This window comes from Pseudoalteromonas sp. APC 3495 (genome assembly GCF_030407645.1).
Classification (GTDB): domain Bacteria; phylum Pseudomonadota; class Gammaproteobacteria; order Enterobacterales; family Alteromonadaceae; genus Pseudoalteromonas; species Pseudoalteromonas tetraodonis.
The window spans coordinates 13,185-34,135 of record NZ_JASDDA010000043.1; the positions used below are offsets into that span (position 1 = coordinate 13,185).

Sequence of the window (20,951 nt, forward strand, 5' to 3'; positions counted from 1 at the left end):
TACAAAAAAGGCGACCTAGGTCGCCTTTTTTAATATCTGAAATTTACTCACTAAGAATAGGCGAATAAAGCGACTTTGGTACACTGCGCTCACTAAAGTTCACACCCGTTATTGTCAGAGAGAAAATAGCTAAACCTATCGCCACGTAACCTGATATGCCTAACCACTCAAAAACAGTTTTTTTACGCCTCACTCTGAGCCAACTCATATATATGCCAACAGCACTAACAAAACTCATAAAACCGCCGAATAGCGCCCAAATAAGTTTAGTGCCGAGGCCTGCAAAGTTACCAAAATGCAAAGGATCGGCAGTATCTTTAATACGAGGAATAAGCGGTAAATCTTCTCCTTTTTGTACTGCTAATACTGTGCCTGTCGTTGGCTTTAAATACACGCGATTGGCGCGTAAGCGAAGTAAAATATCATCGTTATAACCACGTACTTCAATAGGTTGATTCTTTTTATTACCATAACGTATATAGCGAATATCAAGCGTCGGAAATGCCTGCTGCGCAGCGTTATAAGCCTGAGTTAAGCTTATTGGTTTTGCATTAACACTGGGTGTTTGTTTTTTAAATTCACTAACAGCGACTGGTGGTGCAATATAATGCTTTATTTTCGCTGTTTGCAAACCATGTTCAATAAGGTACCACAGACCTGTTATGGCTATGATAGCCATAAACCACATACTCCATAACCCAAGAAACTTATGCCAATCAGACCAGCCATTTCGTTTATCTAAAACCAGCTGGGCAGGCTTTTTAAAAAAGCCCTGCCACCAGCGACGATACACATAAAAACTCGAAACCAGCAGAATAACCAATAAAATACTTAAGCTTGTAACAATTAGCTTACCTATCCAGCCCATGGATAAATACATGTGCCAGTTACGTAAAAACCGTGAAGCACGTGCCCATTCACCCTCACCTAACACATGCCCTGTGGCTGCATCTAAATAAATAAACCGAAATGCGTCATCTATTTTTAGTGCAACTTCCAAAGCCAAGTACTCTTGCTTATGGCGCTGAAGATACAACACTTGTGCACCTGAATAATGCTTGTTGAGGGTATTTTCAATGGCTTGATAGTTGGTGATTGAAGAGGACGTTAACGCACGATACTTACTGTCTGTCAGGTATTCAATTTCATGACTTAACGTCGCAAGTGTACCAGATAAACAAACAACAAAAAGCAGGACACCAACAAAGAGCCCTGCCCATGAATGCAGATTAAACCATTGTTTAGCGTTCACACGCCACCTTTAAAAGCTGTATTTAGCACTAAGATAAATACGGCGAGGTTCACCTGGGAAGTGCCCTGTACGTTCAATAAAGCCACTACTAGCATATTCTTTATCAAACAAATTTTTAACCGACAATTGCCACTGCCAATTATCTACTGTGGTTTGCCATGCCATATTATAAATAGTGTAAGGCTTAACTTGTTGACCACCTAAGCTTAGCTGTTCGTCAACATAGTCTAAACCGGCAGAAATAGAGGAAGATAAGCGAGGAAGCTCGTAGCGTGTCCAAATGCCCACTGTATTTTGTGGGGCATTAGCAAACTTATCACTATCAGGGATTTGATTACGAATGCTTTCATTCGCTTTAGTGATACGGGTATCATTATAGGCATAGTTAGCGGTCACAACCCAGCGCTCGGTAATATCACCAACCACTTCAATTTCAAATCCTTTACTTTCTACTTCACCTACAGCCACTAGGTCGTCAACACCATCGCCAGCTACATCACCTAATAAGCTTGCTTGGAGGATATTTTCACGAACAATATTGTAAGCAGCCAAATTAACTGCCAAGCTATCATCAAGCAGTTTACTTTTTAAACCAACTTCATTGATACGGCTTGTTTCTGGAGAAAATGGCCCACCCTTAGCCGTTTCTTGATCAGTTGCACTTTGTGGAACAAAGCCCGTACCGTATAAAGCATAGGGGTAGAAAGTATCGTTAATGTTGTAAGTTGTACCCACACGATAAGTCACATCACTATCTGAAAACTCAGTTTGATTTAACTCGTCTTTATCTTCAAAGCGATCATATCTTAACCCTGCGGTGATACTCCAATTAGTGGTAATATCGAGCTGATCTTGAACATAAGCACCAAAACGAGTGCTATTCGTTCGACCTAACCGTGGTGTAATGCTATCTAAATTATAATCATCAGCCGCTGTAAGACCATATTCAGGGTTGTAAAGATCAAGCCCGGGTACAGGTCCACCTTGACTCTGTTGCTTTGCCGTACGATATACACTTTCAAAGTTATGCTCATACCAATCACTACCCAGTAATACTTGATGTTGCATATCAGCCAATAAAAACTCCGCAACCGCATTAGCCGTTAAACTAAAACCTTCATTCTCACGAACTTGATCACGAAACTCTCGATCACTCCAATCAAGCACACCATCGCCATCTGTATCATCGAGTCCTTTCGGTTCATGATAGTTTTGCACTTCTTTATTATCGAAATAACGAGCCGTAATATCCGTTCGCCAAACATCATTAATATCGTGCTTTAAAGTAGCTTGATAAACATGAGCTTCAACATTTTGAAAGTCAGTCGCTTCATTATGATTCCAGCTAATATCTGTAATAAATTGGCCATTATCATCAGCGGGTACACCGCGTAAACGTGCACCACCTAACTCTTGCTCAATAAAAGTGTATTGCGTAGTCAGCTCTGTCGCACTATTAATTAACCAAGTATAACCAAGATCAACAATGGTGTTATCGCTACTGGTATTAGTACGAAAGGGATTTTCTGAATCACGATATAAACCAACACGGTAAGCATGGTTATCGAGCGATTCACTTAGCGTACCAGTACTTTGTATCGCCCCACTGAAAAAGTCATCATTACCTACTTCAACTTCAATGCTGTGCTCATCGGTAAACTTTGGCTTTTTAGTTACATAATTAATAATGCCGCCAGGGTTTCCGCTACCATAAATAGCGCCCGCAGGGCCTTTTAATACGGCAACTTGTTCAATATTAAATAACTGTGGGACAGCAAAACCATTAAATGGGTCGCCTTTTACACCATCGTATAAGATCTCATCTTGGCGAAAACCACGAAACGTCACCCCGGAATAACTAAATGCGTTAACCCCTGCAATATTGCTATATAAATCGGTAATTTGACGTGCAGCCTGATCGTTAATTAACGCTTGGGGAAGAATTTGAATGGACTGCGGGATTTTCTCAATTGGGGTATTTGTCCGAGTCCCAAAACTGGATTCTGTTGGTCTGTATAAAGAAAAAGCACGGCCAACAACATCAATAGTTTCTATTTCATTTTCAATATTTTGATTTTCAGCTAGTGAAGAACCTGAAAAACTGACTAGAACTGCCAATAAAACTGGAGAATAGCGCATAAAGTTTAAGTACGTAGAAAAATAATACGCATATGCTAATGAATATAGTTATCATTTTCAATAACTGATTATTAATTAAAACTAAATAATGAAATGCTTAAAATGTATCTGCTGACGCATTTTTACATACAGCTATTCGCATGAAATAAAGCCATAGGTTACAATACAAACCAGCATTCACTTTCATATTGGCAATTTCAAACGCATGATTAATCAAGACACTATCGCAGCACAAGCAACCGCACCAGGACGTGGTGGGGTTGGTATTATTCGTGTTTCAGGCAGCCTAGCAAAACAAGTCGCTGAGAAAATAGTAGGTAAAATACCTAAAGTTCGCTTTGCCGACTACGTGCCTTTTAATAACCTTGCAGGGGATCAGCTTGATCAAGGTATTGCAATTTACTTTGCCGGCCCACACTCATTTACCGGTGAAGACGTACTCGAACTTCAAGGCCATGGTGGCCCTGTTGTCCTTGATATGCTACTTAAAGAAATAAGTAAAATAGACGGTGTACGTTTAGCAAAGCCTGGTGAATTCTCTGAGCGTGCCTTTATGAACGACAAGCTTGATTTAACTCAAGCTGAAGCTATTGCAGATTTAATAAATGCAACCAGTGAGCAAGCGGCTAAAAGCGCCCTACAGTCACTTCAAGGCCAATTCTCTAAGCACATAGAAACCCTAGTAGAAAAAGTCATTCACTTACGTATGTATGTGGAAGCAGCTATTGATTTTCCTGACGAAGAAATCGATTTTTTATCAGACGGAAAAGTAGGCGGGGATTTGAATGCCATTATTGAGCAACTCAATGCGGTTACTAATCAAGCCAAACAAGGTAGCATAATGCGCGAAGGTATGCGTGTCGTTATTGCAGGTCGTCCTAATGCAGGTAAATCAAGCTTACTTAATGCATTAGCAGGACGAGAAGCGGCAATCGTAACTGAAATAGCCGGCACCACCCGCGATGTACTTCGTGAGCACATACATATAGATGGTATGCCACTACATATAATCGACACCGCAGGCCTGCGTGAAAGCCCAGATCGCGTTGAACAAATAGGTATTGAGCGTGCATGGGATGAAATAAACCAAGCCGATCGCGTGTTATTTATGCTTGATGGTACAGATACAGCCGATACCGCCCCTCATGCTATTTGGCCAGAATTTATGGCTAAGTTACCCCAAGGTATGGGCGTGACCGTGATCAGAAACAAAGCCGATTTATCAGGTGATGTAGTCGGTATGGATCAAGAGCAACAATATCCGGTCATCAGTTTAAGCGCTAAGAATGCTGACGGCATAGAACTAGTGCGTGAGCACTTAAAAGCCTGTATTGGTTTTGATGGGGCCACAGAGGGTGGCTTTATGGCGCGTCGTCGTCACTTAGATGCCCTTGAGCATGCAGCCTACCACTTAGATACCGGTAAAACACAATTAGAAATGCATGTTGCCGGTGAAATTTTGGCTGAAGAACTGCGTTTAACGCAGCAGTATCTTAACGAAATAACTGGTGAATTTACCTCAGATGATCTACTTGGCAAAATATTTAGCTCGTTCTGTATCGGTAAATAGTCGAATTAATAAGTAACGATATAATTTATTAAGGGTGCTTAGGCGCCCTTTTTAATGCCCAATCTTACAATAACAACTCACCTAGCTGTGCTTTAATAATCCACTTTAAAAACCAAACAGACTACAAATACAGTTTAAGCTGCACTTATATCAGCCTCAATTCGCCTTTAATAATGTACATAAAAGATGTAACAACGCTAATAATCACAGCAAATAGCGGCTAGAAAGCCTTAATTTATAGAAAAAATAGCCGTAGTTATGCCTATTAAACACTCTAAAAGTGAAGCTATAGCATTGGTTATCCATGTTTGAATAGGGGGAATGATCAAGTCATAAAAACAAAACGTAGCTAAAAAATACGTTTTGTTCGTCTACACCACCAGCAAAATTCAGTTAAATATTCACTTTAGATCACTCAAATTTATTTTTTTGCAGATCAGTTATCCACAATTGCGTGTTTTTTTGCTTCAGCGAGGAATTAAACGTCTTTAAAATGGGGAAATAAGCTGTATTTAATTAAAAAAGGGCTGTTTATAAAAAATAATAATGGATATTTAGCCCGATCTAATCAAATAGATCATTTTTTAAAATTTTTTTCGATCCCAATTTAAGGTTATCAACAAGCTTTATATCCACATTAAGATCAACAAGCATCTATACGTTTATTTTCAATCGCTGGTGGAAAATACTAAATATAAAATCAATGACTTAGCAATAAAACTGCAACTTTAATTGATAGTTAAGCAGAGCTTTCCCCAACCTTATCAACAACTTGATCAGAAGATTACATTTAAAGATATTTTGTTAAACCTTTAATTATCAGGTAGTTAAACAATACATTTAAGTAAAGGCTTAAATAAGTACAAAAATAGTTATACAAAATAGCACTCTTAACTTTACTGTTATACTCACTGGGCTATCATAGGCGGCAATTAAAACTAATAGTGATCACAAATATTCATGAGTTCAGTAAATCTTATCGTTGGTAGTCAAATGGGATCCGCAGAATACGTTGCCGAGCAACTAAGCGATGCGCTTAATAGCCAAGGTATTAATACCCAACTACATGATCAACCTGAATTTAGTGAAATAGATCAGCAAAATACCATTTGGTTAATTTGTACATCAACCTATGGTGCGGGTGATTACCCAGAAAACCTTATTAACTTTGTTGATGAGTTATCTCAAGTTGATGATTTATCGCACTTAAAGTACACGGTCATCGCTTTAGGTGATACCAGTTATGACACGTATAACCTTGCAGGGCGTAATATAGATACGCTTTTAAGCCAAAAAGGCGCGATACAGTTAGCACCGCGGTTAGAACTGAATATTCTTGATGAAGCACTTCCAGAAGATACGGCCTTAGCTTGGTTAGACTCGTGGATAGCAAAAACAGGTCTAAAATAGAAAGATCAAGTAAAAAGTTATAAATAAAGTTACCCACAATTTACTAATAATTTAAAAGATTTTGTGGATAAACACTGATTAAACTGCTTTTTTAACCATGCTTATCCATGGGATAAGATCGAGGCTTGATCGGCCTGTGCATAACAGCCTGTTTTGATCAGAGCTTATTTGCCTGAAGATCCGATCATATTAACACCTTTAGATCCGATCTAATTATATGTTTTTAATCATGATCTAAAGCTTATCAACAGAAAAGCTGATCAGTAGTAGTAATAGTATTAAAAGATCTCTTTAAAAGATCCTTTATATTATTAGAGATCACTTACTTAGATCTTGAGCACTGTTTAATCATTTATCTTCTGCTAATTTCTAGGTAGAATACGCTCCCTTTTGAAGTTTACTGGTTTGATTTAAGTAGGATCCCATTAATGATTTTTCACGAAAATTTTGACGTTATCGTAGTAGGTGGTGGACATGCTGGCACTGAAGCCGCATTGGCAGCTGCCCGTATGGGGATGAATACCCTGCTGCTGACTCACAATATGGATACCCTTGGTCAAATGTCTTGTAACCCAGCGATTGGTGGCATTGGCAAAGGCCACTTAGTTAAAGAAATTGATGCCCTTGGTGGCGCAATGGCTCAGGCTATTGACAAAGGCGGGATCCAATTCCGTACGCTTAATTCTTCTAAAGGCCCTGCTGTACGAGCTACTCGTGCTCAAGCGGATCGTGCTTTGTACAAAGCGGCTATTCAGAACACACTTCAAAACCAAGAAAACTTAAAGATTTTTCAACAATCATGTGATGATCTTATCGTTGAAAACAACCGTGTAACAGGTGTCGTTACCCAAATGGGTCTGCGTTTCAGTGCCCCTAGTGTAGTACTAACCGTAGGCACATTCTTAGGTGGCCAAATTCATATCGGTCTTGAAAACTTTAAAGGTGGCCGTGCAGGCGATCCACCTTCAATTGCATTGGCTGATCGTTTACGCGAACTTCCATTTAGAGTGGATCGTTTAAAAACAGGTACACCACCACGTATTGATGCACGCACTGTTGATTTTTCTAAAATGCAAGAACAACCAGGTGATGCACCAACACCGGTATTCTCATTTATGGGTAAACAAAGTGACCACCCACAACAAATTCCGTGTTACATCACTTACACCAATGAAAAAACACATGATGTTATTCGCAAAAACTTACATCGCTCACCTATGTACTCAGGTGTTATCGAAGGAATAGGCCCACGTTACTGTCCGTCTATTGAAGATAAGATTGTCCGTTTTGCTGATAAAGATAAGCACCAGATATTTGTAGAGCCAGAAGGCTTAACGTCATACGAGTTATATCCTAACGGTATTTCAACCAGCTTACCGTTCGATGTGCAGTTAGAAATTGTGCAATCGATCACCGGATTTGAAAATGCACATATTTGTCGTCCTGGCTACGCTATTGAATATGACTTTTTTGATCCGCGCGACTTAAAACAATCATTAGAAACTAAATTTATTGATGGTTTATTTTTTGCTGGTCAGATTAATGGTACGACCGGTTACGAAGAAGCGGGCGCACAAGGTCTGATCGCAGGTATGAATGCGGCATTACAAGTGCAAGGCAAAGAGTCGTGGACGCCACGTCGTGATGAAGCCTATGTTGGCGTACTAATTGACGACCTAGCAACACTGGGTACAAAAGAACCATACCGCATGTTTACTAGCCGTGCTGAATATCGTTTGTTACTACGTGAAGACAACGCTGATATACGTTTAACTGAAAAAGGCCGTGAATTAGGTTTAGTTAATGATGAACGTTGGCAAGCATTCAACGAAAAAATGGAAGTGATCGCTAAAGAGAAACAGCGTATTAAAGATACCTGGATCCATAAAGATCATGCGGTTGTTGATCAAGTAAATGAATTACTTAAAACGCCACTTGTGCGTGAAGCCAGCTTAGAAGAATTATTACGCCGACCTGAAGTGCGTTATAACGACTTGATGGCCATTGAAGGACTCGGATCTGAGTTTACCAATAAGGCCGCCTTAGAGCAGGTTGAAATTCATACTAAGTACGCAGGTTACATTGCACGCCAGCAAGATGAGATCAATAAGCAGCTTCGTCATGAGGAAACTATTTTACCAAAAGAGTTTGATTATAAAACCGTCTCTGGTTTATCAAATGAGGTTGTTGCTAAGCTAATTGATGCTCGTCCAGACACTATTGGTCAAGCTTCGCGTATTTCTGGTATCACCCCAGCGGCGATTTCGCTATTATTAGTGTATCTGAAGAAGCAAGGCTTGTTGCGCAAAACTGCGTAACGGTAAAGGTACATTGTGTTACAGCAACAATTAACAACTTTGTTAGCGCAAACTGATATTGCGCTAACACAAAAACAACAGCAACAACTTGTTAGCTATGTCGAATTACTCGATAAGTGGAATAAAGCCTATAATTTAACCTCAGTACGTTTACCTCAAGAAATGATGGTTAAACATATAATGGATAGCTTAGTTGTTGCGCCTCACTTGACCGGTCATCATTATATTGATGTTGGCACAGGTCCTGGTTTACCGGGCATAGTGTTAGCTATTGCCTTACCCGATACGCAGTTTGTATTATTAGATAGTTTAGGTAAACGTGTACGTTTTTTAATGCATGTTAAACATGAGCTTGGCCTTGATAATGTGACTCCTGTGCAGTCAAGAGTTGAAGAATATCAACCAAGTGTTAAATTAGATGGCGTACTAAGTCGTGCATTTGCATCGTTACAAGATATGATTGACTGGTGTTCGCACTTAATCGATCATTCAGGTAAGTTCATTGCACTTAAAGGGGTATTTCCAAGTGAGGAATTAGACTCACTCCCTGCTGGTGTTAAGTTTGAGCAAAAAATTGCATTAGAAGTACCCGATTTAGATGCACAACGACATTTAATAATTCTTTCTAAAGACTAGGGATCAGAGACACTGTGGCAAAAGTCATCGCATTAGCAAATCAAAAAGGCGGAGTAGGTAAAACGACCACTGCCGTTAATCTCGCTGCATCTATGGCTGCAACGAAACGTAAAGTGCTGTTAATAGATCTCGATCCGCAAGGCAATGCGACCATGGGCAGTGGCGTCGACAAATATGGTGACGTCCCTACTATCTATGATTTACTCATAGAAGATAAGCCTATTGATGAGGTGATTATTAAAGAAACCTCAGGCGAGTATCATATGATTGCTGCAAACGGCGATGTGACCGCTGCAGAAGTTAAATTGATGGAATTATTTGCTCGCGAAGTACGCTTACGCAATGCACTTGAAAAAATTCAGGATCAGTACGAGTTTATTTTTATAGACTGCCCACCTTCTTTAAATATGTTAACCGTTAATGCCATGGCCGCTGCCGATTCTATTTTAGTCCCTATGCAATGTGAATATTATGCATTGGAAGGATTAACCGCATTAATGGACACGATTACGCAACTTGCTAAGTTAGTTAATCCTAACTTACAGATTGAAGGCATACTTCGTACTATGTACGATCCGCGTAATAGATTAGCAAATGATGTATCAGAACAATTAAAACAACATTTTGGCGATAAAGTATACCGTACGGTGATCCCACGTAATGTTCGACTTGCAGAAGCCCCAAGTTTTGGCGCACCGGCAATGTACTACGATCGAGCATCAAGTGGTGCGAAAGCGTATTTAGCTCTCGCGGGTGAAATGCTACGCAGAAAAGAAAAAACAACTCCCGTTGTCGCCTAACTTTGAGGTAAAAAAATAACATGTCTGCTAAAAAACGAGGTTTAGGCCGAGGACTCGATGCACTTTTAAGTTCATCTAAACCTGCACCAAGCGAAAGCAAGGAACACGACAGCGCCAATGTAACAAACGCAGTTGAAAATGCGGCACAGCCTAGCAACAGTGAATTACAAAAACTACCCATCGAGTTTTTACACTCAGGGAAATACCAACCTCGTAAAGACATGTCTGAAGAGGCACTTGAAGAACTCGCCAGTTCAATTCGTTCACAAGGGATAATTCAACCGATTGTTGTGCGCCCAGTAGCGTATAACAGTTATGAAATTATTGCCGGTGAACGTCGTTGGCGCGCGGCTCAAATTGCCAAGCTTGAGTTTGTACCGTGTATTATTAAAGATGTACCCGATGAAGCGGCCGTTGCTATTGCCCTAATTGAAAATATTCAGCGTGAAGACTTAAACGCCATGGAAGAAGCGATAGCGCTTAATCGCTTGCTTAATGAGTTTGAGTTAACGCATCAACAAGTGGCGGATGCAGTTGGTAAATCGCGTACGACCGTGACTAACTTATTACGCTTAAATAATCTTAATAACGATGTAAAGATATTGTTAGAGCATGGTGACATTGAAATGGGTCACGCTCGTTGCTTATTAGCACTTGAAGGTGAAGTGCAATCAGATGCAGCCCGTTTAGCTGTTGCGAAAGCATTGACCGTTCGCGAAACTGAAAAGCTAGTGCGCTCTATTTTAGAGCCTGCTCCAGCAAAAGAAGTAATAGAAAAAGACCCAGATGTTAAACAGTTAGAGCAACAACTTGCTGATAACCTAGGGGCAAAAGTAGAAATAAATTACAACAAAAAAGGCAAAGGGAAGTTGGTTATTTCTTACACTAATCTTGACGAGTTAGACGGTATTTTAAACCGTATCAATCAAGACTATTCCCACCATTAATTCATTGGATGTCTAAAAAGGGACATTTACAGCGATTTTGTGTTACAAAGCACCTACTCAAGTTGCAAAACTGGCAGGATTAAGTATAATTTCGCCAGTTTTCATACCCTGACAATTAGAGCGTCATAAAGGTTAATTAAAAGTGACTAATAAGTTAGCAGGCCCGTATAGGCTTGCCGCATTAAAATTAATTTGCCTTCAGGGATTTGTAGCCCTTTTAGCTGCACTAATAATTTTTATAGGTTGGGAAACCAATGCCGCACTTTCAGCATTAGCTGGTGGCGCTGTCGCAGTACTTCCTAACTTTGTATTTGCGCTTTATGCATTCAGATATATGGGTGCAAGTCGAGCAAATCAAGCGTATGCCTCGTTGAAACGCGGCAACGGATTAAAATTTATGCTAACAATCGTTTTGTTTGCACTAATGCTAAAGCTTTATCCGGTAGTTTTATTACCTTTCTTTTGTGCTTATGTGTTGGTGTTGTTTACAGGATTGTTTACACCCGTTTTTTTTAAACATTAACTTTTGGGATATAACATGGCTGCAGAAGAAGTTACTCTATCTAGCCATATTCAGCACCACTTAACCAATGCTAAGATGTGCTCGACCGACGCTGGTCTTGCCTTCAATAAAGCATGTACGGATAGTGGTTTCTGGACATGGCATGTAGATACCCTCGCATGGTCTATCGGACTAGGTCTAATATTTTTATGGATCTTCCGTAGTGCCGCAAAAAAATCAACTCTGGGTGTACCTGGAAAATTTCAGTGTTTCATTGAAATGGTTGTTGAGTTCGTTGGCGACAACGTACGTGATACCTTCCACGGTAAAAGTAAGCTAATTGCACCATTAGCATTAACTATATTCGTGTGGATATTCTTAATGAACTTAATGGATTTAATCCCAGTTGACTTCCTACCAGCATTTGCCGGCTTTGTTGGCGAAACTGCATTTGGTATGGATTCACACGACGTATACATGAAAATTGTACCAACTACAGATATCAACATGACCGCAGCACTTGCGCTGGGCGTGTTCATTCTAATGATTGGTTACTCAATAAAAATAAAGGGTATCGGCGGTTTTATTAAAGAACTAACACTTCATCCGTTTAGTTCAAACAATACAGCTATGCAGATTCTTTTAATCCCATTTAACCTATTACTAGAGCTTATCGCATTGGTTTCTAAGCCGTTTTCACTGGCACTGCGTTTGTTCGGTAACTTATATGCAGGTGAGTTAATCTTCATCCTTATCGGTGCAATAGGTTTAATGCAACTACCGTTGCACTTTGTATGGGCTGTATTCCATATCTTGGTAATTGTATTGCAAGCATTCGTATTCATGATGCTTACAATCGTATACCTAAGCATGGCAAGTTCGGATAATCACTAATTTATAACTTTTAATTTTTACTTTTAATTACAATTGAAACTTTGGAGAAAAAAATGGAACTAGTATTAGGTCTTAAGTACATCGCAGTAGCTTTACTTATCGGCTTCGGTGCAATCGGTACAGCAATCGGTTTTGGTAACATGGGCGGTAAATTCCTTGAAGCATGTGCGCGTCAACCTGAGCTTGCACCATCGCTACAAGTTAAAATGTTTATCCTTGCTGGTCTAATCGATGCTGTAGCAATGATTGGTGTTGGTATCGCGATGGTATTGTTGTTCGTACTTTAATTTTATTTTTTGAACAGCTTACTATTTAAGGAGGAGCGGTTGTGAACTTAAACGCCACTCTTATCGGTGAATTAATTGCGTTTACGGTGTTCGTATTATTTTGTATGAAATACGTATGGCCACCACTAAACGGTGCAATTGAAGCTCGCCAGAAGAAAATCGAAGATGGTTTAGCTGCCTCTGATAGAGCCGAAAAAGACTTAGAACTTGCGCAACACAAAGCTGCAGAACAGCTTAAAGATGCAAAGGCTCAAGCGGCTGATATCATTGAACAAGCTAAAAAGCGTGCCGTGCTAATTGTTGACGAAGAAACTGTTCGTGGTCAGCAAGAGCGTGAAAAAATTATTGCTCAAGGGCACTCTGAAATTGAATCAGAGCGTAACCGTGTGACAGAAGAGCTACGTAAGAAAGTAGCAACTCTGGCTGTGGTTGGCGCAGAAAGAATTTTAGAGCGCGAAATCAATCAAGCCGCACATAGTGACATCGTTGAAAAACTTGTCGCTGAGCTGTAATTAGGAGGGTATGAGCATGTCTGAATTGACTACTATCGCTCGCCCATACGCTAAAGCGGCTTTTGAACTTGCCGTTGAAAAAGGCACCATTGAAAGTTGGAATGACATGTTGTTCTTTGCTGGCCACGTTGCCAGCAATGAACAGGCATCAACCATTTTAGCTGGATTGCCTACTGCTACTGCACAAGCTGAGTTATTTATTAACTTATGTGGTGAGCAGCTCAACGAACAAGGTCAGAACCTAGTTAAGGTGATGGCTGAAAATGGACGTTTGATTGCACTACCTGAAGTTGCTCATTTATTTTCTGCTTTAAAAGCAGACTATGACAAAGAAATCGATATTGACGTGATTTCGGCAACGCCTCTTGCTGCAGCGCAGCAAGAATCATTGGTAGCGGCACTTGAAAAACGTTTCGCACGCAAAGTTAAGCTGAATTGTAGTGAAGACGCTACAGTTGTTGGCGGCCTTATTATCAAGGCGGGTGACACTGTAATTGACGGCTCTTTACGCGGTAAATTAAATCGCTTAGCCACAACACTACAATCGTAATTGGGAAAAAGAGCATGCAACTTAATTCCACTGAAATTTCAGATCTGATCAAACAACGTATTGAGAAGTTCGAAGTTGTAAGTGAAGCTCGTAACGAAGGTACAATTGTATCTGTTACTGACGGTATCATTCGCATCCACGGTCTAGCTGACTGTATGCAAGGTGAGATGATTGAGCTTCCTGGCAACCGTTATGCTATCGCACTAAACCTTGAGCGCGACTCAATTGGTGCAGTAGTAATGGGTCCTTACGCTGACCTTACTGAAGGCGTAAAAGTATACACAACTGGTCGTATCTTAGAAGTGCCTGTTGGTGCGGGTCTACTTGGTCGTGTTGTAAACACACTAGGTGCTCCTATCGATGGTAAAGGCGCTTTAGATAACGACGGTTTTGAACCTGTAGAAAAAATTGCACCAGGTGTAATCGAGCGTCAATCAGTAGATGAGCCAGTGCAAACTGGTTACAAATCTATCGATGCAATGATTCCAGTTGGTCGTGGTCAACGTGAGCTTGTTATCGGTGACCGCCAAACAGGTAAAACTGCACTAGCAATCGATGCAATCATCAACCAAAAAGACACAGGCGTTAAGTGTGTGTACGTAGCGGTTGGTCAAAAAGCATCTACTATTGCTAACGTAGTACGTAAATTAGAAGAGCACGGTGCACTTGCAAATACTATCGTAGTTGTAGCATCTGCTTCTGAATCTGCGGCACTTCAGTACTTAGCACCGTTCTCGGGCTGTACTATGGGTGAATACTTCCGTGACCGTGGTGAAAACGCATTAATCGTATATGATGATTTATCTAAGCAAGCTGTTGCTTACCGTCAAATCTCATTGCTACTTAAGCGTCCACCAGGCCGTGAAGCATACCCAGGTGACGTATTCTACCTTCACTCGCGTCTTTTAGAGCGTGCATCACGTGTAAACACTGATTACGTTGAAAAATTCACTAACGGTGAAGTGAAAGGTAAAACAGGTTCATTGACGGCATTGCCTATCATTGAAACTCAAGGCGGCGACGTTTCTGCGTTCGTACCGACAAACGTTATCTCTATCACCGATGGTCAGATCTTCTTAGAAACTGACTTATTCAACTCAGGTATCCGTCCGGCAGTAAATGCTGGTATCTCGGTATCGCGTGTTGGTGGTGCTGCACAAACTAAAATCGTTAAGAAACTAGGTGGCGGTATCCGTCTAGCCCTAGCTCAATACCGTGAATTAGCTGCGTTCTCGCAGTTCGCGTCTGACCTTGATGATGCTACTCGTGCTCAACTTGAGCATGGTGAGCGTGTAACAGAGCTAATGAAGCAGAAACAGTACGCGCCAATGTCTGTTGCTGAAATGTCTTTGTCGTTATTCGCAGCTGAGAAAGGTTACTTAAAAGACATCGAAATCGCTAAAATTATGGATTTCGAAGCGGCTTTACTTTCTTACGCAAATAGCACATACGCAGAGCTTATGGCTCAAATCAATGAAACTGGTAACTACAACGCCGAGATCGAAGCGCAGCTTAAAGAACTTCTAGAGAAGTTCAAGTCTACGCAAACTTGGTAATTTAGTTATTAATGGTGTGCTTTATATCTTAAAGCACACCTTGATTCGGAGAGAGAGTCATGGCCAGCGGAAAAGAGATTAAAAGCAAGATCGGCAGTATTAAAAATACTCAAAAGATCACTAGCGCAATGGAAATGGTTGCTGCGTCTAAAATGAAAAAGGCGCAAGAACGAGTGGCTTCAAGCCGTCCATACGCTGAAAAATTACGTAAAGTGATTGGTCGTGTTGCTCAAGCAAATCTTGATTTTACTCACCCGTTCTTAGAAGAACGTGAAGTAAAACGAGTTGGTTATATTGTTATCTCTACTGACCGTGGTCTGTGTGGCGGTTTAAACTCAAACGAGTTTAAAAAAGTCGCATTAGAGATTAAAGCGTGGAAAGAAAAAGGCGTAGATGCTGATTTTGCTACTTTAGGTAGTAAAGCAGCTGGCTTCTTTCAACGTTTTGGTGGTCAAGTACTTGCTAAAAAAGCAGGTCTTGGAGATAAGCCTTCAGTACAGGACGTAATTGGTCCAGTAAAAATAATGCTAGATGCATTCTCTGAAGGTAAAATTGACCGTTTATTCCTGGTATATAACAACTTTGTTAATACCATGAAGCAAGAGCCAATAGTAGATCAGTTACTCCCTTTGCCAAAAGCTGAAGAAGAAGTATCTACACATGCGTGGGATTACTTATATGAACCAAACCCAGAGGCTATTTTAGAGTCTTTGTTAGTACGTTTCATTGAGTCTCAGGTATACCAAGGTGTAGTTGAAAACGCTGCCTCTGAACAGGCTGCCCGCATGGTTGCAATGAAAGCTGCAACTGATAATGCCGGTGACCTTATGGATGAGTTACAGCTTGTATATAACAAAGCTCGCCAAGCAGCAATCACACAAGAAATTAGTGAGATTTGTTCTGGTTCAGCAGCAGTTTAATGCTTCAGGCAAAGATTAACGAGAGGAATAGACATGAGTTTAGGTAAGGTCGTCCAAATTATCGGCGCCGTTGTGGATATCGAATTTCCACAAGACAGCGTGCCAGCCGTATATGACGCGCTAAAAGTAACAGATGGCGATTTAGCTGGTTTGACTTTAGAAGTTCAACAGCAGCTAGGTGGCGGTGTGGTACGTACTATCGCACTAGGTACTACAGACGGTTTACGTCGTGGTGCTGCAGTAGCAAACACAGGCGAAGCAATTCAAGTTCCAGTTGGTACTAAGACCCTAGGTCGTATCATGAACGTACTTGGTGAGCCAATTGATGAAGCAGGTCCAATCGGTGAAGACGAGCGTATGTCTATCCACCGTGCAGCGCCTACTTACGAAGAGCAATCAAGCTCAGTAGAACTTTTAGAAACGGGTATCAAGGTAATCGACCTTGTATGTCCATTCGCTAAAGGTGGTAAAGTTGGTTTATTCGGTGGTGCCGGTGTTGGTAAAACCGTAAACATGATGGAACTTATCCGTAACATCGCAATCGAGCACAGCGGCTACTCCGTATTCGCAGGTGTTGGTGAGCGTACTCGTGAGGGTAACGATTTCTACCATGAAATGAACGATTCAAACGTACTTGATAAAGTATCGCTTGTATACGGTCAGATGAACGAGCCACCGGGTAACCGTTTACGCGTAGCGTTAACAGGTCTTACTATGGCTGAGAAGTTCCGTGACGAAGGTCGCGACGTACTTTTCTTCGTAGATAACATCTACCGTTACACACTTGCGGGTACAGAAGTATCAGCACTTCTTGGTCGTATGCCATCAGCGGTAGGTTACCAGCCTACACTTGCTGAAGAAATGGGTGTACTTCAAGAGCGTATCGCATCTACTAAGACAGGTTCAATTACTTCAATCCAAGCGGTATACGTACCTGCGGATGATTTAACGGATCCATCTCCAGCAACAACGTTTGCTCACTTAGATGCAACAGTGGTACTTTCACGTGATATCGCATCACTAGGTATCTACCCAGCGGTAGACCCTCTTGATTCATCTTCACGTCAGCTTGATCCACAAGTAATCGGTGAAGAGCACTACGGTATAGCGCGCGGCGTTCAAACAGTTCTTCAGCGTTACAAAGAGCTTAAAGACATCATCGCGATTCTAGGTATGGACGAGCTTTCTGACGAAGATAAGCAACTTGTATCTCGTGCACGTAAAATCCAGCGTTTCCTATCTCAGCCATTCTTCGTGGCAGAGGTATTTACAGGTGCGCCAGGTAAATACGTTTCACTTAAAGACACAATTGCAGGCTTCAAAGGTATCTTAAACGGTGAGTTTGATGATATGCCAGAGCAAGCGTTCTACATGGTTGGCTCTATCGAAGAAGCTCAAGAAAAAGCCAAAAGCATGTAATTAGGAGGGTAGTATGGCAGCTATGACTGTACATCTTGATGTAGTAAGTGCTGAAGAGAAATTATTTTCTGGTTTAGTAGAATCTATTCAAGTATCTGGTAGTGAAGGTGAGTTAGGTGTTAACGCCGGTCACGCCCCACTACTAACTGCCCTTAAACCTGGTATGGTACGTTTAGTTAAGCAATTTGGTGAAGAAGAACTCATCTATATTGCTGGCGGTACACTAGAAGTTCAACCGAACATAGTGACCGTACTTGCTGATACAGCTGTTCGTGGTGAAGACCTAGACGAAAAAGCTGCAGAGCAAGCTAAGCGTGACGCTGAAGCCCAAATGGCAAAAGGCGCATCTGCTGAACTTGATTACAATCAAGCAGCAATGCAACTAGCTGAAGCAATTGCTCAGCTACGCATTATTCAGCAATTACGTAAAAAGTAAGCCTATCTGGTTTTTAAAAGCCCACTTTATGTGGGCTTTTTTGTGCCAATAACTAACTACTTCAGCCTATCTGTAAATAAATTGATCGTTATGGCTAATATCTCATCATTATTACTTATATCTGCACGCGATCCTCGCTACAATAACCCTATTCTATTAGGTGTTACTTTGCTTAAGTTAAGATTCAGTAGTCATTGCTTAGCCTACTGAGTATTTGCACATGATGTGACTTACGTAATCTACTATGCAGCACACTTATTCTATTAAGCTAAAACAACGGAAAAAGGAAATTGTTTTAATGTCTTTAACAACGGTTATTCTTGCAGCGGGTAAAGGTACTCGTATGCGCTCTGCTCTTCCTAAGGTACTGCATAAAGTGGCAGGTAAACCTATGGTGCAACACGTTATCGATAATGCCAACGCGCTAGGTGCGACATCTACTAACTTAGTTTATGGTCATGGCGGCGAACTATTACAACAACAATTAGCCGATAATAACGTAAATTGGGTGCTGCAAGCTGAGCAACTAGGCACAGGCCACGCAGTGGCACAAGCAAACCCTCATATTAACGACGACGACACTGTACTGGTTTTATACGGTGACGTACCTTTAACTAAGCAATCGACACTTGAACGTTTATTAGCAGCAACACCTATGAATGGCTTAGCAGTTCTTACTGTTAACCTTGCAAACCCAAATGGCTATGGGCGTATGCTACGTGTTGATGGCAAGCTAGTGGGTATTGTTGAACAAAAAGATGCAAGCGCAGAGCAACTACTTATAAACGAAGTAAACACCGGCATTATGGCGGTTAATGGTAAGCTTTTAAAAACATGGTTAGGTAACCTATCTAACAATAATGCTCAAGGCGAATACTACCTCACAGATATAGTTGCAATGGCGCATAGTGAAGGGGTGGAAATTACATCAGCACAACCAGATCACCCAATGGAAGTTGAAGGTGCAAATAACCGCGTACAACTTGCAGGATTAGAGCGTGCTTATCAAGCATGGCAAGCAGAAGAGCTGATGCTAAATGGTGCAACTCTTGCCGACCCTGCTCGCATAGATGTACGTGGCGACGTTAAAACAGGTGAAGATGTCCTCATAGATATCAATGTTATTTTTGAAGGTACAGTAACCTTAGGTAATAACGTACAAATTGGCCCTAACTGCGTACTTAAAAACTGTAGCATCGGCGATAATGTTGTTATTAAAGCCAATACATTGATTGAAGATGCATCAGTTGCAGCTCATTGTACCCTTGGCCCATACGCCCGCCTTCGCCCTGGTGCAGTAATGGAAGAAGACTCCCACATTGGCAATTTTGTCGAAATGAAAAAAACCCGTTTAGGCAAAGGCTCTAAAGCAAACCACTTAAGTTACTTAGGTGATGCTGAAATTGGCGAAAAAGTGAACATTGGCGCAGGCACGATTACCTGTAACTACGATGGCGTGAATAAAGCCAAAACCATTATTGGCGATAATGCCTTTATTGGCTCTAACTCATCACTGGTTGCTCCTGTAAATATTGGTGCTACAGCAACTGTAGGTGCAGGTTCTGTTATTACCAATACCGTCGCGGATGATCAGTTAGCCGTAGCACGTGGCAAGCAACGCAATTTAGATGGTTGGAAACGCCCAGTTAAAAAGTGATTTTATAAGTACCTAAAAGCGAGCTTTTTTTGCTCGCTCTTATTGCCTTTGTCCATAAAATACTTACAATGCTAAGTTAATGGATTAACAATAGACAATAAGGATTTACTATGTCTGCTCATGCTCGTCGTGCAATTGCACAAAGACAACGCCAACTCCAAATAAAAACGCTTCTTGCCGGTAACAACCATACTCTATTACTAATGAATTCAGCAGAGTTTGTTGATTACATTATTTCTGTAAAAATGAAACAAGGTAAATCTCGTTCTGAAGCGGTTGACTGGATTGATGGTGTATTAGCACAGCATAACTCAGCATCGAGTATTTGGGAGCGAATAAAAGATCCTCTAAAGACAGGCGCAGGCCTTTATCCTCTATTTGATGATATGAAGGCATTAGCCATTATAGCTGTTGCAATGCAGCGCCAAGGTAATGCTTTCGGTAAGTTTAAAATAAAAATTTACAATGGCTCTCCTGCTATTATTATCAGTTCTTATCCTGGAATACGTGCTCACCTTACGGGTACCCGTTATTTGGCGAGTAACCCTAAGCTATTCACTATAGGAGTGGGTAAGCTCGAAGCAGCCAAAGCGATGAAAACCGGCTTCGTTGTTAGTTTAATTATTTCAGTGACATTTCATGCAATCGACCAGGTTTTAAATGACCAAAAAACATGGCATGACTTAGTTGCTGGAATTGCTGTTGATATGGCAGTGGTTGGAGCTGCTATTTTAACTACTAGTACAATATTAGGTGCTGCGGGAGCTGCATCAGCAGGTTTAGCAACAATAATTGCAGGTTCAGTTTTAGTTCCTTTGTTGGTCGTTGTAATTGTTGGGGTTGCTTTCTCAATTGCATTTTCGGATACAAGTGATTATGTAAAAGTACTTTCTGAAGAATTAAGAAACATCGAAAGTAATATACAAAGTGGTGTATTTAAAATTAGGGCTGGAGCGCAGAAAATCAATAACGAATACAAAGAAAGTCCAAATGAATTTTTACATAAAATTTTTGGAGTTCCTATTTTTAATAAAGCTAGGTCTTATAACTTGTGAAATTTTTAGAATGGAAAAAAGCAGATAAAAAGTTATCTCTTACAAATATGAAAGAAATAGCATCTATTTTTTTCTTATTAATTGTTAGTGG

The 20,951-nt window shown here is 40.8% G+C and carries 19 protein-coding genes; 17 read left to right on the plus strand and 2 right to left on the minus strand.

Going from position 1 to position 20,951, the window contains the following annotated elements:
• Positions 1–43 precede the first annotated feature (43 nt).
• Both QL984_RS14920 and QL984_RS14925 read right to left on the minus strand, forming a co-directional pair.
• Positions 44–1,252 carry a PepSY-associated TM helix domain-containing protein gene (locus QL984_RS14920; protein WP_013466275.1) on the minus strand — a complete coding sequence of 403 codons (1,209 nt, stop codon included), beginning with the start codon at positions 1,250–1,252 and terminating at the stop codon, positions 44–46.
• A 9-nt stretch (positions 1,253–1,261) separates the two neighbouring features.
• Positions 1,262–3,391, minus strand: a complete 2,130-nt coding sequence (locus tag QL984_RS14925) for a TonB-dependent siderophore receptor (RefSeq protein ID WP_013466274.1) — start codon at positions 3,389–3,391, stop codon at positions 1,262–1,264.
• Positions 3,392–3,596: 205 nt separating this feature from the next.
• Between QL984_RS14925 and mnmE the strand changes: the two genes are divergently transcribed.
• The 17 genes from mnmE (at position 3,597) to QL984_RS15010 (ending at position 20,860) form a co-directional block, all read left to right on the plus strand.
• The gene (gene mnmE, locus QL984_RS14930; RefSeq protein WP_138764481.1) at positions 3,597–4,961 is read left to right on the plus strand and encodes a tRNA uridine-5-carboxymethylaminomethyl(34) synthesis GTPase MnmE; all 1,365 of its coding nucleotides are present in this window, start codon (positions 3,597–3,599) and stop codon (positions 4,959–4,961) included.
• 960 nt (positions 4,962–5,921) lie between these two features.
• A complete protein-coding gene (locus QL984_RS14935) occupies positions 5,922–6,371 on the plus strand; it encodes a flavodoxin domain-containing protein (protein WP_024601476.1) in 450 nt (149 codons plus the stop codon).
• 428 nt (positions 6,372–6,799) lie between these two features.
• On the plus strand, positions 6,800–8,689 hold the full coding sequence (mnmG, locus tag QL984_RS14940; protein WP_013466270.1) for a tRNA uridine-5-carboxymethylaminomethyl(34) synthesis enzyme MnmG: 1,890 nt from the start codon (positions 6,800–6,802) through the stop codon (positions 8,687–8,689).
• 15 nt (positions 8,690–8,704) lie between these two features.
• Entirely contained in the window at positions 8,705–9,325 is a 621-nt protein-coding gene (gene rsmG, locus QL984_RS14945) for a 16S rRNA (guanine(527)-N(7))-methyltransferase RsmG (protein WP_013466269.1), read from the plus strand.
• 14 nt (positions 9,326–9,339) lie between these two features.
• Entirely contained in the window at positions 9,340–10,125 is a 786-nt protein-coding gene (locus QL984_RS14950; protein ID WP_008112117.1) for a ParA family protein, read from the plus strand.
• Between the two features lie 20 nt (positions 10,126–10,145).
• Positions 10,146–11,072, plus strand: coding sequence for a ParB/RepB/Spo0J family partition protein (locus QL984_RS14955; RefSeq protein ID WP_013466268.1), 927 nt, complete (start codon positions 10,146–10,148; stop codon positions 11,070–11,072).
• Between the two features lie 142 nt (positions 11,073–11,214).
• Positions 11,215–11,595: an ATP synthase subunit I gene (locus QL984_RS14960; RefSeq protein ID WP_013466267.1), complete on the plus strand. Its 381-nt coding sequence runs from the start codon at positions 11,215–11,217 to the stop codon at positions 11,593–11,595.
• A 15-nt stretch (positions 11,596–11,610) separates the two neighbouring features.
• Positions 11,611–12,468, plus strand: a complete 858-nt coding sequence (gene atpB / locus QL984_RS14965) for a F0F1 ATP synthase subunit A (protein ID WP_013466266.1) — start codon at positions 11,611–11,613, stop codon at positions 12,466–12,468.
• A gap of 53 nt (positions 12,469–12,521) precedes the next feature.
• Positions 12,522–12,755, plus strand: coding sequence for a F0F1 ATP synthase subunit C (gene atpE, locus QL984_RS14970; protein ID WP_004335261.1), 234 nt, complete (start codon positions 12,522–12,524; stop codon positions 12,753–12,755).
• Between the two features lie 41 nt (positions 12,756–12,796).
• Positions 12,797–13,267, plus strand: a complete 471-nt coding sequence (atpF, locus tag QL984_RS14975) for a F0F1 ATP synthase subunit B (RefSeq protein ID WP_013466265.1) — start codon at positions 12,797–12,799, stop codon at positions 13,265–13,267.
• Positions 13,268–13,283: 16 nt separating this feature from the next.
• Positions 13,284–13,817 (plus strand): F0F1 ATP synthase subunit delta, encoded by a 534-nt coding sequence (gene atpH / locus QL984_RS14980; RefSeq protein WP_016900009.1) that lies wholly within the window; start codon positions 13,284–13,286, stop codon positions 13,815–13,817.
• Positions 13,818–13,831: 14 nt separating this feature from the next.
• On the plus strand, positions 13,832–15,373 hold the full coding sequence (atpA, locus tag QL984_RS14985) for a F0F1 ATP synthase subunit alpha (RefSeq protein WP_013466263.1): 1,542 nt from the start codon (positions 13,832–13,834) through the stop codon (positions 15,371–15,373).
• Between the two features lie 59 nt (positions 15,374–15,432).
• Positions 15,433–16,293: a F0F1 ATP synthase subunit gamma gene (atpG, locus tag QL984_RS14990; RefSeq protein ID WP_008464174.1), complete on the plus strand. Its 861-nt coding sequence runs from the start codon at positions 15,433–15,435 to the stop codon at positions 16,291–16,293.
• Between the two features lie 33 nt (positions 16,294–16,326).
• On the plus strand, positions 16,327–17,712 hold the full coding sequence (atpD, locus tag QL984_RS14995; RefSeq protein ID WP_008464175.1) for a F0F1 ATP synthase subunit beta: 1,386 nt from the start codon (positions 16,327–16,329) through the stop codon (positions 17,710–17,712).
• Positions 17,713–17,725: 13 nt separating this feature from the next.
• Positions 17,726–18,148, plus strand: a complete 423-nt coding sequence (locus tag QL984_RS15000; protein WP_008464176.1) for a F0F1 ATP synthase subunit epsilon — start codon at positions 17,726–17,728, stop codon at positions 18,146–18,148.
• 298 nt (positions 18,149–18,446) lie between these two features.
• Complete coding sequence (gene glmU / locus QL984_RS15005; RefSeq protein WP_013466261.1) at positions 18,447–19,805, plus strand: bifunctional UDP-N-acetylglucosamine diphosphorylase/glucosamine-1-phosphate N-acetyltransferase GlmU; 1,359 nt, start codon at positions 18,447–18,449, stop codon at positions 19,803–19,805.
• Positions 19,806–19,915: 110 nt separating this feature from the next.
• Positions 19,916–20,860, plus strand: a complete 945-nt coding sequence (locus tag QL984_RS15010) for a hypothetical protein (RefSeq protein ID WP_013466260.1) — start codon at positions 19,916–19,918, stop codon at positions 20,858–20,860.
• The last annotated feature ends 91 nt before the right edge of the window (positions 20,861–20,951 follow it).